Annotated in this window: 14 protein-coding genes; 11 read left to right on the forward strand and 3 right to left on the reverse strand. The window is 72.4% G+C overall.

The features are described 5' to 3' along the window. Positions 1 to 11 precede the first annotated feature (11 nt). Complete coding sequence (locus AC5JJ1_RS24250) at positions 12 to 1,247, forward strand: alpha-hydroxy acid oxidase (RefSeq protein ID WP_495787682.1); 1,236 nt, start codon at positions 12 to 14, stop codon at positions 1,245 to 1,247. A gap of 3 nt (positions 1,248 to 1,250) precedes the next feature. After that, on the forward strand, positions 1,251 to 2,435 hold the full coding sequence (locus AC5JJ1_RS24255) for an MFS transporter (RefSeq protein ID WP_495787683.1): 1,185 nt from the start codon (positions 1,251 to 1,253) through the stop codon (positions 2,433 to 2,435). 78 nt (positions 2,436 to 2,513) lie between these two features. Here AC5JJ1_RS24255 and AC5JJ1_RS24260 read toward each other — a convergent pair whose 3' ends face one another. The 3 genes from AC5JJ1_RS24260 to AC5JJ1_RS24270 all read right to left on the reverse strand — a co-directional run bounded on the left by AC5JJ1_RS24260 (position 2,514) and on the right by AC5JJ1_RS24270 (position 6,469). Continuing rightward, on the reverse strand, positions 2,514 to 3,938 hold the full coding sequence (locus tag AC5JJ1_RS24260) for a carbohydrate-binding domain-containing protein (protein ID WP_495787684.1): 1,425 nt from the start codon (positions 3,936 to 3,938) through the stop codon (positions 2,514 to 2,516). Positions 3,939 to 4,301: 363 nt separating this feature from the next. Further along, positions 4,302 to 5,510: a CaiB/BaiF CoA transferase family protein gene (locus AC5JJ1_RS24265; protein ID WP_495787685.1), complete on the reverse strand. Its 1,209-nt coding sequence runs from the start codon at positions 5,508 to 5,510 to the stop codon at positions 4,302 to 4,304. Beyond that, positions 5,507 to 6,469 carry a hydroxymethylglutaryl-CoA lyase gene (locus tag AC5JJ1_RS24270; protein WP_495787686.1) on the reverse strand — a complete coding sequence of 321 codons (963 nt, stop codon included), beginning with the start codon at positions 6,467 to 6,469 and terminating at the stop codon, positions 5,507 to 5,509. Before AC5JJ1_RS24270 ends, AC5JJ1_RS24265 begins: the two co-directional genes overlap by 4 nt. Positions 6,470 to 6,582: 113 nt before the next feature. On the opposite strand from AC5JJ1_RS24270, the gene AC5JJ1_RS24275 reads away from it, so the two are divergent. The 9 genes from AC5JJ1_RS24275 (at position 6,583) to AC5JJ1_RS24315 (ending at position 15,500) form a co-directional block, all read left to right on the forward strand. Next, positions 6,583 to 7,368 carry an enoyl-CoA hydratase/isomerase family protein gene (locus AC5JJ1_RS24275; protein WP_495787687.1) on the forward strand — a complete coding sequence of 262 codons (786 nt, stop codon included), beginning with the start codon at positions 6,583 to 6,585 and terminating at the stop codon, positions 7,366 to 7,368. Positions 7,369 to 7,448: 80 nt separating this feature from the next. Next, entirely contained in the window at positions 7,449 to 8,555 is a 1,107-nt protein-coding gene (locus AC5JJ1_RS24280) for an NAD(P)/FAD-dependent oxidoreductase (RefSeq protein WP_495787688.1), read from the forward strand. Positions 8,556 to 8,682: 127 nt separating this feature from the next. Beyond that, positions 8,683 to 8,997, forward strand: a complete 315-nt coding sequence (locus tag AC5JJ1_RS24285) for a hypothetical protein (RefSeq protein WP_495787689.1) — start codon at positions 8,683 to 8,685, stop codon at positions 8,995 to 8,997. Between the two features lie 276 nt (positions 8,998 to 9,273). Continuing rightward, entirely contained in the window at positions 9,274 to 9,987 is a 714-nt protein-coding gene (locus AC5JJ1_RS24290; protein WP_495787690.1) for a sugar transferase, read from the forward strand. A gap of 84 nt (positions 9,988 to 10,071) precedes the next feature. Then, positions 10,072 to 11,592 carry a flippase gene (locus AC5JJ1_RS24295; protein ID WP_495787691.1) on the forward strand — a complete coding sequence of 507 codons (1,521 nt, stop codon included), beginning with the start codon at positions 10,072 to 10,074 and terminating at the stop codon, positions 11,590 to 11,592. Beyond that, positions 11,589 to 12,659, forward strand: a complete 1,071-nt coding sequence (locus AC5JJ1_RS24300) for a glycosyltransferase family 4 protein (protein ID WP_495787692.1) — start codon at positions 11,589 to 11,591, stop codon at positions 12,657 to 12,659. The genes AC5JJ1_RS24295 and AC5JJ1_RS24300 overlap by 4 nt, the downstream gene beginning before the upstream one ends. Beyond that, complete coding sequence (locus tag AC5JJ1_RS24305) at positions 12,656 to 13,765, forward strand: glycosyltransferase (protein ID WP_495787693.1); 1,110 nt, start codon at positions 12,656 to 12,658, stop codon at positions 13,763 to 13,765. The genes AC5JJ1_RS24300 and AC5JJ1_RS24305 overlap by 4 nt, the downstream gene beginning before the upstream one ends. Then, positions 13,762 to 14,640: a glycosyltransferase family 2 protein gene (locus AC5JJ1_RS24310; protein ID WP_495787694.1), complete on the forward strand. Its 879-nt coding sequence runs from the start codon at positions 13,762 to 13,764 to the stop codon at positions 14,638 to 14,640. The genes AC5JJ1_RS24305 and AC5JJ1_RS24310 overlap by 4 nt, the downstream gene beginning before the upstream one ends. Then, positions 14,637 to 15,500, forward strand: a complete 864-nt coding sequence (locus tag AC5JJ1_RS24315; RefSeq protein ID WP_495787695.1) for a glycosyltransferase family 2 protein — start codon at positions 14,637 to 14,639, stop codon at positions 15,498 to 15,500. The genes AC5JJ1_RS24310 and AC5JJ1_RS24315 overlap by 4 nt, the downstream gene beginning before the upstream one ends. Positions 15,501 to 15,502 lie beyond the last annotated feature (2 nt).

The raw sequence follows: 15,502 nt of genomic DNA on the forward strand, positions 1-15,502 counted from the left end.
GGGAGCGGGCCATGCCGCCGGACGGCGAGACGCGGGAGAGGCTGGCGGAGCTGACGCCAACCGTCGCGGCGCGACGGACCGAGCCGGACCTGCCCCGGACTCTCCGGCGCATCCTCTCCCTCGACGATTTCGAGCGGGCGGCGCGGCGGCACCTGCCGCGGATGCTCTACGGCTTCGTCTCCGGCGCGGCGGAGACCGATGCCTCGCTGCGCGACAACCGGGTGGCCTTCGGCGAGCTCGGCTTCGTCACCCGGGTGCTGGCCGATGTGACGGAGCGGCAGACCGGGCGGCGGCTGCTCGGCCGGCACTACGCGGCGCCCTTCGGCATCGCGCCGATGGGGGCCTCGGCGCTGTCCGCCTATCGCGGCGACCTGGTCTTCGCCCGCACGGCGGCGGCGGCCAACATCCCGATGATCCTGAGCGCCTCCTCGCTCATCCCGCTCGAGGCGGTGCGGGCGGAGGGGCCGACCGCCTGGTACCAGGCCTACCTGCCGGGCGAGGCCGCGCGGATCGAGCCGCTCGTCGACCGCGTGCTGGCGGCCGGCTACGACACCTTCGTCCTCACCGCCGACGTGCCGGTCTCGGCCAACCGCGAGAACAATGTCCGCAACGGCTACTCGCTGCCGCTGCGGCCGACGCCGCGCCTCGCCTGGCAGGGCATCAGCCATCCGCGTTGGCTCCTCGGCACTTTCCTGCGCACGCTGATGCAGCACGGCATGCCGCATTTCGAGAACATGGATGCGACGCGCGGCCCGCCGGTGCTCTCCTCCAACCTCATCCGGGCGATCGGGCGGCGGGACGGCCTCGCCTGGGAGCACCTGTCCCTGATCCGGGCGCGCTGGCCGGGGCAGCTGCTGGTGAAGGGCATCCTCTCGGCCGAGGATGCACGGATCGCCCGCGACTGCGGCGCCGACGGCGTCATCGTCTCCAACCATGGCGGGCGACAGCTCGACGGCGCCGTCGCGCCGCTGCGGGTGCTGCCGGAGATCGCGCAGGTGGCGCAGGGGATGGCCGTCATGCTCGATGGCGGCATCCGGCGCGGGACGGATGTGCTGAAGGCGCTCGCCCTCGGCGCCGACTTCGTCTTCCTCGGCCGGCCCTTCCTCTACGCGGCGGCGGTCGCCGGGGAGCCGGGGCTGCGCCATGCGATCTCCCTGCTCTGGGAGGAGATCCACCGCGACATGGCGATGCTCGGCATCACCGACCTGGCGCAGCTCTCGCCCGATGTCCTGCGGAGGCTCGGCTAGGCCTTGCCGCTCGCCGGGCTGGGGGCGGCGCTGGCGGCCACGACCGGCGCGCAGTCGCTGGCGACGTTCGCCGTCTTCACCCTGCCGGTGCTGGCGACCATGGCGGCGCGCGACCTCGGGGCGGAGCCGCATTGGCTCGGCTGGCAGGTGGCCTGCACCTATGCCGCGGCCAGCGCCGCCTCGATGTTCTCGGGCGGGCTGCTGCGGCGGCTCGGGCCGGCGCGCTGCACGCAGCTCGCCCTCGCGGCGGGGGCGGCGGCCTGCCTGCTGATCGTCGGCGCGGGGCTCGCGGGGGCGGTGCTCGGCTCCTTCCTCATCGGCGCGGGCTATGGGCTGACCAACCCCTCCGCCTCGCAGGTCCTGGCGCGGCTGACGCCGCCGGCGCGGCGCAACCGGGTCTTCGCGGTGAAGCAGACCGGCGTGCCGATCGGCGGGGCGCTGGCCGGGGCCATCCTGCCGGGCCTCGCCGGGGCGGTCGGCTGGCGGGGGGCGGTGCTGGCCGTGGGCGCGGCGATGGCGGCGGCGGCGCTCGGCTGCGGCGCCTTCCGCCGCCACTGGGATGGCGAGCGGGAGCCGGGCGCCCCGATCGGGGCCGGCGCGCTCGGCGGGATCACGGCGCTCAGGACCCGGCCGGGGCTCGGCGCGCTGGCGGTGATCTCGGCATGCTTCTCGGGTTTCCAGCTCGCCCTCGGCTCCAGCATCGTCACCATGCTGGTCGAGGAGGCGGGGTGGGCGCCGGTCGCGGCCGGCTTCGTCGCCTCGGCGAGCCAGGCGGTCGGCATCGGGGCGCGCATCGGCTGGGGGATGGTGGCGGATTGGTGGCGCTCGGGGCTGAAGGCGCTGGCGGCGATCGGGGCCTGCACCTGCCTCGGCGGGGCGCTGCTGCCGGCGGCGCTGGCCGGGCCCGGGGCCGGCATCGTCGCGCTGCTCTGCCTGCTCGGCACCTGCGCGGCGGGGTGGAACGGGCTGCTGTTGGCCGAGGCCGCGCGTCTGGCCGCACCCGGCAGGGCGGGAGATGCGGCGGGCGGCGTGCTCGCGGTCGCCTTCGCCGGGGTCGTCGTCGGGCCGTCGCTGCTCGGGGCGGCGGTCGAGGTGACGCGATCCTACTCGCTCGCCTTCAGCGCGCTTGCCGTCCTGCCCGGCCTCGGCGCCCTCATCGCCTGGCGAGGCGCGCGGCGGCAGGGCTGACCCCGCAGGCGGAGGCTGGTGGGCCTCCAGGGCGGGGCCGGCTCCGCCCTGAAGCGGTTCGGCCGGCCCGCGCCGGCCTCAGGCGATGGCGTGGTACAGGTCGAGGATCGGCGCCGCCAGGTCATGCCCGATCGTGGCCGAGTCCGGGCCGCCGATATGGGAGGAGTTGGGACCCACCTCCGGCCCACCGGTCATGGTGATGTTCGGGCCATAGGCCACCCAGGACATCTTCGCGTTGAACTTGGGATCGGCGGAGAACTCCTCCATGCCCTGGCGGATAACCGGGAAGCCGCTGCCATAGGGGTAGCGGATCGGCACGAAGAGGTAGGGCGTGCTCGCGGCGCCCTGATGGTCGAAGATGTCGCGGATGTTGTTCGCATCCACCTGCACCTCCTGCTTCCACTGCTCCGTGGTCAGCCCGCCGATGCCCTGGTCCGTCTCGTTGTGCATCCAGACGGTGATGGTCTCGTTGTCCTTGATCTCCGCCGGCAGCGAGTTGAGATAGGCGTACATCTTCTGCTGCTGGCCGCCGGTATCCCAGGTGGTGAAGGCGGTGCCGGAGAACTCCGTCTTGTTCTCACCGTCGAGGATGTTGATCCTGACGCCCGGCAGCGCCTTCTGCAGCTCGGCCTTCAGGATGTCGTCGCCGCCCTGCTGGTCGAGCAGGAAGGCGTTGGACTGCCCGCGGATAATGACGTTCAGGTCCGTCAGCCCGTCATGGTTCAGCGCGGTGCCGACCGGCGGCGGCGGGTTGGGCGCAGGCGTCGCGGTCAGCGGCGTCGTGTCGGTGACCTTGAAGACATGCGGGGCGTAGGCGGACCACATGTCGAGCTTGGCATTGGGAACGGCGACGCCGTTATAGGTCGCGCCGTCCAGGAACAGGTTGCGGTCGCCGCCCGCATCCTTCTGGTCGCTGAGGAATTTGATGGAGACCGAATGGTCGCCGCTGTCCCAGTTGCCCTTCAGGGTCAGCGTGTCCGACTTCCAGCCATGCATGGCGGTCGTCTGATAGGTCCCGCCGACCTGCACGCCGTCCACGGAGACGGTGAACTGCGCCGCCGCCCCGTACACGGTTTCGCTGACCTTCAGGACCAGCGTGTCCGTTGCCTCGGCGGGGGCTGGGGGCGGTGTCGTCGGGGGCAGGGTGGTTGTTGCCGGAGGCGGCTCCGTCGTGGTCGCCGCCAGGGCTGTCGTATCGGTGAGCTTGAACGTGTTCGGGTCATAAGCCGACCACATGTTGAGGCTGGCGCCCGGGACGGCCACGCCGTTGTAGGTGGCGCTGTCCAGGAACAGGTTGCGGTCGCCGCCCGCGTCCTTGAAATCGTTCAGGTACTTGATCTGGACCGTGTGGCCGCCCGCATCCCAATCGCCGCCGATGGTAATGATATCGGACTTCCAGCCATGGATCGCATTGGTCTGGTAGGTCGCTCCGACCTGCTTGCCGTCGACCAAAACCGTGAACTGTGCCGGCACGCCGTAGACCGTTTCGCTGACTCGCGGCACTAGCGTATCAGTTGCCATATTCGTGGTAATCCGCTCAAGAACGAATCGGTAAGAGAATGTTTTTCTTTTTATAATTCCCGAGCTTTTTTACACGGTATACGGTTTGAGTCAGCGCATTCGTGAAGATCACTTTGGCGGGAAAAAGCGTTGACTGCGACCTGAAAACAGGAATGGGCACCGAAAGCGGCGGCCGTCCCCGACAGGCCAAGCGGGGCCATGGTTGGCGGACGCCAGCGCCTGCCGACGCGCGGCATGCCGCCAACGCCTGGCGCATTGCCGGCTGGCCCGGACCATGCACGACTTCCATGCGCCAGCTCGGGAAGGCCGCGCCGACTGAGATCCTGACCCTGTTCGCCCCGCGCCTTAGGCTGAGGAGGACTTCGCCAGGATGCCAGCTGCGGCGAGCGCCGTGATCTCGGCATCGGCGAAGCCGGCCTCGGCCAGCACCTCGCCATTATGCTCGCCGAGGCGCGGCGGCTGGCGGCTGAGCGCCACCCGCTCCCTCGAGTCGCCGAACTCGAGCGGCAGGGCCGGCAGGCCGAACATCGCCCCGCCGCCGAAGGCGGACATCGCCGTCTGCAGCAGCCCTCCGCCCGCCAGCAGGTGCGGGTCCTCGAACAGGTCGGCGGGTTTGCCGACCGGGGACCAGGAGATGCCGGCCGCCTCGCAGCGGCGGGCGACCTCGGCCTGGTCGTGGCGGCGGAAGACCTCCGCCAGGGCGGGGATCAGCCAGGACCGCTCCTTCGTCCGCTGGGCATTGGTGGCGAGGCGCGGGTCGGCAGCGAGCTCGTCCAGGCCGAAGGCCTCGGTGAAGCGGACCCATTGCTGGTCGCTGGTGACGCCGATGAAAAGCTGCCCCCCCTCCCCCGTCCCGAAGGCATCGTAGATGCCCCAGGCGCCGCGGCGGGCGGGCATGGGCGGCGGCGCCTCGCCGGTGGCGGCAAGTCCGGCCATGTGGCTGCCCATCAGGAAGACGGCGCTCTCGAAAAGCGCGCTGCTGACGCGCTGGCCCTCGCCGGTGCGGTCCCGCTCGCGCAGCGCGGCCAATGCGGCGGCGACCCCGAAGACGGCGCCGAGGATGTCGACGACGGAGGCGCCAGCGCGCAGCGGCCGCCCCGGCGGCCCGGTCATGTAGGCAAGGCCGGACTGGAACTGCACCACCTCGTCGAGCGCCGGCCGGTGCTCATAGGGCCCGGCGAGGAAGCCCTTCAATGCGAGATAGACCAGCCGCGGATTGACCGTTCGGAGGTCATCCCAGCCGCAGCCGAGCCGCTCCATCGTCCCCGGCCCGTAATTCTCGAGCACCAGGTCGGCCCGTGCCGCCAGACGCCGGGCCGCGGCCTGCCCTTCCGACCGCTTCAGGTCGAGGGCGATGCTGCGCTTGTTGCGGTTGAAGGTGGCGAAGAAGCCGGCGGCGAATCCGGGCAGGCGCCGGGTGTGGTCGCCGGCCGGGGCGGGCTCCACCTTCACCACATCGGCGCCGAGATCGGCGAGCACCAGCCCGGCGCAGGGCCCCATGATGGTGTGGCTGAACTCCAGCACCCGCAGCCCAGCGAGCGGCGCGACGCTCATGCCGCAATCTGCCGCCGGAAGGCGCCGAGGCTGCCGGCGCGCAGCAGCTCGCTCGGCAACTGGTGGCCGACGATGCGCTCCGCCAGCCGCCCGACCTCGATCAGCGCGTCGAGGTCGATGCCAGTCGCGATGCCCATCTCCTCGCAGAGCAGCGCCAGCTCCTCCGTGCAGATATTGCCCGCCGCGCCCTTCTGCCCGGCGAAGGGGCAGCCGCCGAGCCCGCCCACGGTGCTGTCGAACCTGGTCACGCCGAGCCTGAGCCCGGCATGCGCGTTGGCGACGGCAAGCCCGCGCGTATCGTGCAGGTGGAGGCCGATGCGCAGCCCGGGCCAGCGCTCCCTGACCGCGCCGACTCCGCGCTCGATGCGGATCGGCGTCGCCCAGCCCATGGTGTCGGCCAGCGAGACGTCGGTGATGGCGGCGCCGGCCTCCTCGGCGATGGCGAGGCCGTCGGCCACCGTCCGCACCACCTGCTCGGGCGTGATGTCGCCCTGGTAGTTGCAGCCGAAGGCTGCCATGATGCCGATGCGCGTCACCGCCACCCCGGCCTCCTGGTGCACCGCTGTCTGCTTGCGCATCGCCTCGAGATTCTCGGCATGGCCGCGGTTGAGGTTCTTGTGCGAGAAGGCGTCCGAGGCGGAGAGCGAGATGGCGCCGGCGATGGTGAGCCGGTCGCGGAAGCCGAGCGCCCGGCGCAGCCCGCTCTCGTTGAACCAAAGCGCAGCGTAGCGCAGGCCGGGCTTCGGCCGGAAGCCGCCGGCCACCGCCTCGGCATCGGCCCAGCCGGGCACCAGGCGAGGGTTCACAAAGGAGCAGATCTGGATGTGCCGCAGGCCGGTCTCGGACAGCGCCTCGATGAGCGCGATCTTGTCGGCGGAGGAAATGGGCCCCGGCTCGATCTGGAAGCCCTCTCGAGGCCCCTCCTCATGGATGTCCACATGCTGGGGCAGGTCGGCCATGGTCGCATTCCCTACGCGTCGGGCGAAGAGTGGCAGCGGCCTGCCCCTGGCGCCAGCACCCTTGCCGGGGCGCCCGCGGCCCGGCACAACCTGGCCGACACCGGAGGACCACCATGAGCGCGAGGGATGAGGGCCGCCTGCCGAGCCTCAGCATCGAGGGCAGCCGCGCCACGCTGCGCCTGAACCGGCCGGAGGTGATGAACCGGGTGCAGCCGGAGGACATCGAGGAGATCCTCCGCATCCTCGAGCGGGTCGAGGCCGATCCGGCGCTCCGGGTCCTGGTGATCGCCTCCGAGGGCCGGGCCTTCTCAGCCGGCGCCCATCTTGGCGCCATGGCGGAGCAGGCCGAGGGGCACGGCGGCGACCAGGCTCAGGGCTTCGAGCGCCTCGTCGACCGGGTGGAGATGCTTCGCATCCCAACCATCGCGCGCCTCCATGCGGGCGTCTATGGCGGCAGCACCGACCTCGCGCTCGCCTGCGACTTCCGCATCGGCACGCCGGCGGTGCGGATGTTCATGCCGGCGGCGCGGATCGGGCTGCACTACTACGAGAGCGGGCTGCGCCGCTACGTCTCCCGCCTCGGCGTCAACAACGCCAAGCGCCTCTTCATGCTGGCCGAGGACCAGGGCGCGGAGGAGCTGTTGCGCATCGGCTACCTCACCTACCTCGTCGCGCCGGAGGAGCTGGACGGGCGCATCGACGCCGTCGCCGCCCGGCTCGGCGAGCTGGCGCCGCTCGCGGTGCAGGGCGTGAAGCGCTCCATCAACGAGATCGGCCATCAGGCGCTCGACGTCGCGGCGCTCGAGGCGCGGATGGCCAAAGCCAAGGCGAGCGAGGACCTGCGCGAGGGGCTGCGCGCCTTCCAGGAAAAGCGGAAGCCGGTCTTCCAGGGGCGGTGAGCCGCCCTCCGGCAAAGGCGATTGGCGCGCGGGCGGCAGGCGCCGCATCTTGCGCGGCAGGGAAACAGGGTTGAGGCGGAATGGACGAGATTGACTGCGTCGTCGCCGGCGCCGGCGTGGTGGGGCTCGCGGTGGCGCGGGCCCTGGCGCTGGCAGGGCGCGAGGTACTGGTGCTGGATGCGGCGGAGGGGATCGGTACCGAGACCTCCTCGCGCAATTCGGAGGTGATCCATGCCGGGATCTACTACCCCGCCGGCAGCCTGATGGCGCGCTGCTGCGTCGAGGGCAAGCACATGCTCTACGCCTACTGCGCCGAGCGCGGCATCCCGCACGCCAATTGCGGGAAGCTGATCGTGGCGACGGACGAGGCCGAGGCCGACAAGCTCGCCTCCATCCAGGCCCGCGCCGCGGCCAATGGCGTGCCCGACCTCCGCCGGCTCGAACGTGCCGAGGCGCTGGCCCTGGAGCCGGCGCTGCATTGCACGGCGGCGCTGCTCTCGCCCTCCACCGGCATCGTCGACAGCCATGCCTTCATGCTGTCGCTCCAGGGCGATGCCGAAAATGCCGGCGCGATCTTCGTCTTCCACGCCCCGGTCACCGGCGGGCGGTTGACGGAGGACGGCGTCGAGATCGAGGTCGGCGGGGCGGAGCCGATGGCGCTGCGCTGCCGGAGCTTCGTCAACGCGGCCGGGCTGCATGCGCCGAAGCTGGCACGCTCGCTGGCCGGCATGCCGAGCCAACTCGTCCCGACCGCCTACTACGCCAAGGGCAACTACTTCACGCTGACGGGGAAGAACCCCTTTTCCCGGCTGATCTACCCGGTGCCGGTGCCGGGCGGCCTTGGAACCCATCTCACCATCGATCTCGGGGGACAGGCGCGATTCGGCCCGGATGTCGAGTGGGTGCAGGAGATCGACTACGAGGTCGATCCGCGCCGGGGCGAGAGCTTCTACGCCGCGATCCGCCGCTACTGGCCGGACCTCAAGGACGGGGCGCTGGCGCCGGGCTATTCCGGCATCCGGCCGAAGATCGTGCCGCCCGGCGCGCCGGGGCAGGACTTCACCCTCCAGGGGCCGCGGACACATGGGGTGCCGGGGTTGCTGAACCTCTTCGGCATCGAGAGCCCCGGACTCACGGCATCCCTTGCCCTTGGTCAACTCTCGGTCGATATGCTTGCGGAGACATGAGCGCATCGGTTCACATTTGCGTAAACTCGATGCTCTAGGCGTCTGTTCTCTCGACTGTCATCCCGCCGCGATGGATCGATCGGCATCCTTCCCGCATTGGGCCGCCGCTATGAGGAAGGACCCCACCGTGCACCCCGAGCCCGCCGCCGATCCGGAGCTGCTGACCTATCTGACGGATGCGGCTGAGCTCGACCCTGGCCAGGCCGGGCCGCGCGTCGGCGATCCGGTCGAGTTGCGGCCGCGCCGCGGCGGCGCCGAAATCGAGGCCTGGTCGTCGGAGGGCCGGAGGCTCGGCCGCCTGCCGCCGGCGGAGCGGGCGGCACTCGATGGCCTGCTCGCCAAGGGCGCCGGGTCGCTGCGCGGGCGAATCACGGCTCTGGTGCCACGGCCGCTCCGCCTGGGCTTTGGGCGGATCCATATCAGCGTGTCCATGCCGGGCTGACCCCGGCCCCTCCGGCGGCAGCCGCGCCCTGCTGGAATCCGGCGCGACCGGTTCAATTCGCCCGCGGCGCGAGCGGCGCCGACCCCCGCCCCGTCTGCCTGGATCATTGCTACCGCATTCTTGTGCGGTGCCATAATCCGGCCGCAAGCACGTCGCAATCCCGCACGACCTGACCCCCATAGTCCGAGCGTCCGGAACGGTCTGACCTGTCAACCGAACCGGGCGAAGGATTACCGGCGCTATCCCCTCTCACGGCGCCGGGACCAGGAGAGACAGATGTCGTCCATGCTTGGCGTTGAATCCTATCGCGGTCTGACGCATGCCCAGTCCTCCATCGGCCCCCTCGCGGTGCGCCTGCCGCAGCAGGCCGCCCCCGGGCTGCAGGCCGTGGCGAAGCGGGCGCTGGATGTCGCCGGCGCCGGCGCGCTGCTGCTGCTGGGCGCGCCCGTCTTCCTGCTGCTCGCCCTGCTGGTCCGCGCCGATGGCGGGCCGGCCTTCTACGCGCATGAGCGGATCGGCCGTGGCGGCCAGCGCTTCGGCTGCCTCAAATTCCGCTCCATGGTGGTGGACAGCGCCGCCCGGCTGGAGGCGCTGCTCGCCGCCGACCCGGCCGCCCGCGCCGAATGGGAGGCGACGCGGAAGCTCCGCCGCGACCCGCGCATCACCTGGATCGGCCGCCTTCTCCGCGCCACCAGCCTCGACGAGCTGCCCCAGCTCATCAACGTGCTGCGCGGCGAGATGAGCCTGGTCGGCCCGCGGCCGGTGGTCGCCGCCGAGCTCGCCGTCCATTACGGCGCGGCGGCGGAGCACTACCTCTCGGTGCGGCCCGGCATCACCGGCCTCTGGCAGGTGAGCGGGCGGTCCGACACCAGCTACGCCCAGCGCGTCGCGCTCGACGTGCGGTACGCCACCAACCCCTCGCTGCTGGCGGATGTACGCATCCTGCTTCGCACCCCCGCCGCCGTGCTGCTGCGGCGCGGCGCCTACTGACCTCTACTGCGCGGCACCATCATCGCTTGACCTGGGGCGGCCGCGCTGGCACGGCGCGGCGCATCTAGCGAGGCCCTCACCATCATGGCCGATCCGGCAGAGTCCCGCACCCACGGCCGCACCATGGTCGCGGGCGTGGTCTGGAACGGGCTGGGACGCGGCGTGCCGCTCCTGCTCGCCCTGGTCCTCACCCCCGTCCTCATCCAGCAGCTCGGCCTCGACCGCTGGGGGCTCTTCACTCTGGCCCTGGCGATGGTGGGCGTCTTCGGGGTCTTCGATTTCGGCGTCGGCCTGGCGCTGACGCGGGCCATCTCCGAGCGCATCGGCGCCGGCAGGGGCGAGGAGGCAGCCTCGCTGGTCGAGGCGGCGCTCGGCACCCTGCTCGGCATCAGCCTCGTCGTCGCGCTCGGCCTCTGGCTCTTCGTCCCGGTGCTGGTCGACCGGGTGCTGCAGGTGCCGCCCGGCCTGCGCGACCAGGCGATCGGCGCGATGCGGGTGCTGGCCGCCGCCGCGCCGCTCGTCGTGCTGAATGCGGCACTCTGGGGCGTGTTGGCGGCCTATCAGCGCTTCCGCGCGGCCAACCTCGTCAACATTCCCATCAACCTCTTCTATTACCTCGGCCCGGTGCTGGTGCTGCTGGTCTGGGATAGCCTGGTCGGGGTGATGCTGGCCCTCGTCGCCTGCCGACTCGCCAATACCGTCTCCTATCTGTGGCTGATCCGCCCCCTCGTGCCCGGGCTCGGGCTCCGGCGGCCGCGCTTCGCGCTGGCGGCGCCGCTGCTGAAGCTCGGCGGCTGGATGACGGCCTCCGGCCTGCTGACCCAGGCGCTGCTCTATGCCGACCGCTTCCTGATCGGCGCGCTGCTGAGCCTCTCCGCCGTCGCCTTCTATGCAACGCCGCTCGACCTCGTGCTGCGCGCCTGGATTATGCCGGTCGCGGTGGCGCAGACGCTGCTGCCGGCCTTCGCCTCCTCCTTCGCCACGGCGCCGGCGCCGACGGCCGCGCTGCTGCGGCGCGGCGGGCTGCTGGTGATGCTGCTGGTCTTCCCGGCCTGCCTCCTGCTCGTCGGCGGGGCGCGGGAGATCCTCTGGCTCTGGCTCGGCGAGGGCTTCGCCGCGGGCAGCGCGCGGGTGCTGCAATGGCTGGGCTGCGGCATCTTCTTCTCCTGCGTCGCCTTCGCCCCGAATGCGCTGCTGGACGCGATCGGCCGGCCGGATGCGACGGCGAAGTTCGCGGCGCTCCAGGCGCTGGTCTTCATCCCGCTCGCGGCGCTGCTCATCCACCTGATCGGGATCGAGGGGGCGGCGATGGCCTGGGCGGCGCGGGCGGCGACCGACTGCGCGGGCAAATTCGCGCTGGTGGCGCGGCTCTACCCGCCGGCGGCGGAGGCGGCACGGCGGCTCGGCGTGCCGCTGCTGGTCGGCGGGCTCGGCCTGCTGCTGCTGCTGCCGATGCCGGGACTCGCACCGATGCTCGCCGCGGCAGGGCTGGCCGCCGCCGCCTTCGCCATTGCCGGGCTGCGCACGCTGGATGGCGAGGAGCGCGGCCATCTCGGCACGATGCTGCGCCGGCCGCGCCTGCTGCTGAAGCCGGGGGCCTCATGATCGCCGTCAACGGGCGCTTTCTCGGGCAGCAGGTGACCGGCGTGCAGCGCTTCGCGGGCGAGATCACCCGCGCGCTGGACGCGATGGCGGCGGAGGGGCTGCTGCCCGGCGCGCGGCTGCTGCGGCCGGCGGGCGGGGCGCCCTCGCCCTTCCCCCACCTGCGCGACGAGGCCTTCGGCCGGTTGCGCGGGCAGGGCTGGGAGCAGCTGGAGCTGCCGGCACGGGCGCGGGGCTCGATGCTGGTCAATCTCGGCAATGCGGCGCCGCTGCTGGCAGGCGGGCGGCAGGCGGTCGTCATCCACGATGCCGGCGCCTTCGACACGCCGGAGAGCTATTCCCTCGCCTTCCGCTCCTGGTACCGGGGACTGCACCGCGCACTGCCACGGGTGGGGGCGCGGCTGCTGACCGTCTCCGAATTCTCGCGCGGGCGCATCGCCCGCCACCTCGGCATCGCGCCCGAGCGGATCGGCGTGGTGTTCGAGGGAGGCGAGCACATCCTGCGCGAGCCGGCCGACCGGGCGGTGCTCGCGCGACACGGGCTGGAGCCGGGGCGCTTCGCCCTCGTCGTCGGGACGCGGGCAGCGCATAAGGGGCTGGCGGCGCTCGGCGCGGCGCAGGCGCTGCTCGGCGCGCGGGGGCTGGTGCTCGCGGTCGCCGGCGCGGCCGACCCCAACGTCTTCCGCAATGCCGGCGATCCGGGGGGCCAAGCGGTGGTGCCGCTCGGCCGGGTGACGGATGCCGAGCTGCGGGCGCTCTACGAATCCGCGCTCTGCCTGATCTTCCCCTCGCGCTACGAGGGCTTCGGCCTGCCGCCGCTCGAGGCGATGGCTTGCGGCTGCCCGGTGGTCGCCGCCCATGCCGCGGCCGTGCCCGAGGTCTGCGGCGATGCGGCGCTCTGGTTCGACAATGACGGGCCGCGACGCCTGCCGGATGCGCTCGGCCGGCTGCTCGAGGAGGCAGGGCTGCGCGAGCGGCTGCGCGCCGCGGGGCTGGCGCGCGCCGCCGGCCTGTCCTGGCGTGCCGCGGCGGAGCGGCTGGTGGCGCTGCTGCCGGGGGGGAGTGCGTGAGGGTCGCGCTCGTCCATGAATGGCTCGACAGCTATGCCGGTTCCGAGCGGGTGCTGGAGCAGCTGCTGCTGGTCTGGCCGGAGGCCGATGTCTTCGCCGTCTGCGACTTCCTGCCGGAGGCGGAGCGGGGCTTCCTCCGCGGCAAGGCCGTGCGCACGAGCTTCATCCAGCGCATGCCCCTGGCCCGGCGGATGTTCCGCAATTATCTCGGGCTGATGCCGCTGGCGATCGAGCAGCTCGACCTCTCGGGTTACGACTTGGTCGTGTCCTCCTCCCATGCCGTGGCGAAGGGCGTACTGACCGGGCCGGGCCAGCTTCATGTCAGCTACATCCACAGCCCGATGCGCTATGCCTGGGACCTGCAGCACCAGTATCTCCGCCAGGCGCGGCTCGAGACCGGGCTGAAGGGCGCCTACACGCGCTGGCTGCTGCACCGGCTGCGCCTCTGGGACCGCAGCTCGGCGGCGGGCGTCGACAGCCTGGTCGCCAACAGCGGCTACATCGCCGAGCGCATCTGCAAGGTCTGGCGGCGCGAGGCAGCGGTGATCCACCCGCCCGTCGACGTGGCACGCTTCGGGCTGGGCGCGGCGCCGCGCGGCGGGCATTACCTGCTGGCCTCGCGCATGGTCCCCTACAAGCGGGTGGAGCTGGTGGTGGAGGCCTTCCGCCGCATGCCGGAGCGGCGGCTGGTGGTGACCGGGGACGGGCCGTCGGAGCCGATGGTGCGCGCCGCGGCAGAGGGTGCCCCAAACATCGAGCTGCGCGGCCGCGTCCCGCAGGCCGAGCTCATCGCGCTGATCCAGACGGCACGCGCCTTCGTCTTCGCGGCCGAGGAGGATTTCGGAATCGCCATGGTGGAGGCACAGGCCTGCGGCACGCCGCTGATCGCCTTTGGCCGCGGCGGCGCCCGCGACATCGTGCAGGAGGGGCGGACGGGCCTGCTCTTCCCCGAGCAGAGCGCCGAGGCGGTGATCGCGGCCGTCGGCCGCTTCGAGGCGCTGCCCTCGCCCATCGCGCCCGAGGCGTGCCGCGCCAATGCGCTGCGCTTCTCGGAAGAGGCCTTCCGCACCGCGATCCGCGCGCATGTGGAGGCGCTGCTGCCGTGAGCTTCTCCCTCGTCGTGGCCACGCGCGGGCGGGATGCCGAGCTGGCCGCGCTGTTCGACAGCCTGCTCGCGCAGGGCCGCAGCGATGTCGAGGTGATCGTCGTCGACCAGAATGCGGATGAGCGCCTGGCGCCCGTCATCGCCGCCTATGAGGGGCGGCTGCCGCTGCTCTGGCGCCGCTCCGCCGTCGCCAATGCCTGCCATGCGCGCAATCTCGGCCTCGGCCTGGCGCGGGGCGGGATCGTCGGCTTCCCGGACGACGACTGCACCTACCCGCCCGGATTGCTCGACCGGATCTCGGCGGCCTTCGCCGCCGACCCGGCGCTCGCCCTGCTGACCGGGCCGGCGGCCTCGCCGGAGGGCGGGCTCGGCTCCGGCCGGTGGCGGGCGGAGGCAGGGGCGATCACCGCGGCCAATGTCTGGACCAGCGTGATCGAGTTCAACCTCTTCCTGCGGCGGGAGGTGGCCCTGGCGATGGGCGGCTTCGACGAGCGGCTGGGGCCCGGCACGCCCTATGGCTCGGCCGAGGGCAACGACCTCGTGCTGCGGGCGGTGAGGGCCGGGCATGCGGCACGCTATGAACCCGGGCAACTCGTCGTCCATCCCGACAAGCGGCTGACGCCGGTGGCGGTCGAGCGGGCCGCGCTCTACGGCCGCGGCCTCGGCTTCGTGCTGCGCCGGCATGCGGTGCCGGCGGGAATCTGGCTGCCTTTCCTGATACGCCCGCTGGGCGGGGCGCTGCTCGGCCTTGCGCGCGGGCGGGTGCTGGCGGCGCGCTACTACTGGGCGACGCTCCGCGGCCGCCTCGCCGGCTTCACCGCCCCGGGCCCGGCGGACGGGCTGCCGCTCGCCCCGATGGCGGAGGCGGCACGGTGAGGCTCTGCATCGGCATCGCCACGCGCGGCCGGCCGGCGATCCTGGCCGAGGTGCTGCGCGACCTCGCCCGCCAGACGCGCCCGGCCGACCGCATCCTCGTCTGCCACGCGGCGCCCGAGGATGTCGGCGAGGCGGTTCCGGGCGTCGAATACTTCACCGCGCCCGCCGGCCTGCCGCGGCAGCGCAACGCCATCATGGACCGGGCGGCGGATTGCGACATCCTGCTCTTCCTCGACGATGACTTCCTCGCCGCGCCCGACTACTGCGCGGTGACGGAGGCGGTCTTCGCCGCGCGGTCGGAGGTGGTGGTGACGACCGGCACCGTCATCGCCGATGGCGCCAACGGGCCCGGCTACTCCGTCGCCGAGGGGCGCAGCCTGCTCGCCGCCGATGCGCTGCCCACGGACCGGATGGCGGCGCAGCCGCATTTCAACGGCTATGGCTGCAACATGGCCTTCCGCATGGGCGTGGTGCGCGCCCAGGGCATCCGCGTCGACGAGGCGCTGCCGGCCTATGCCTGGTACGAGGATCTCGACGTGACGCGGCTGCTCGGCCGGCACGGGGCCATCCTTCGGCTCGAGGGCGCGCGCGGCGTGCATCTCGGGGCCAAGGTCGGGCGGAGCCCCGGCCTCCGGCTCGGCTATTCGCAGATTGCCAACCCCATCTACCTCGCCCGCAAGGGCACCTATCCTTGGAACCGGGCGCTCCGCAGCATGGCGCGGCACTGGGCGATGAACCTCCTCCGCAGCCCCCGGCCCGAGCCCTGGGCGGATCGCTGGGGGCGCTTCCGCGGCAACATGCTGGCGCTCGGCGACCTCCTGCGCGGCCGGCTGAGCCCGGGCCGGATCGAGGAGCTCTGAGT

Source organism: Belnapia sp. (assembly GCF_059504005.1).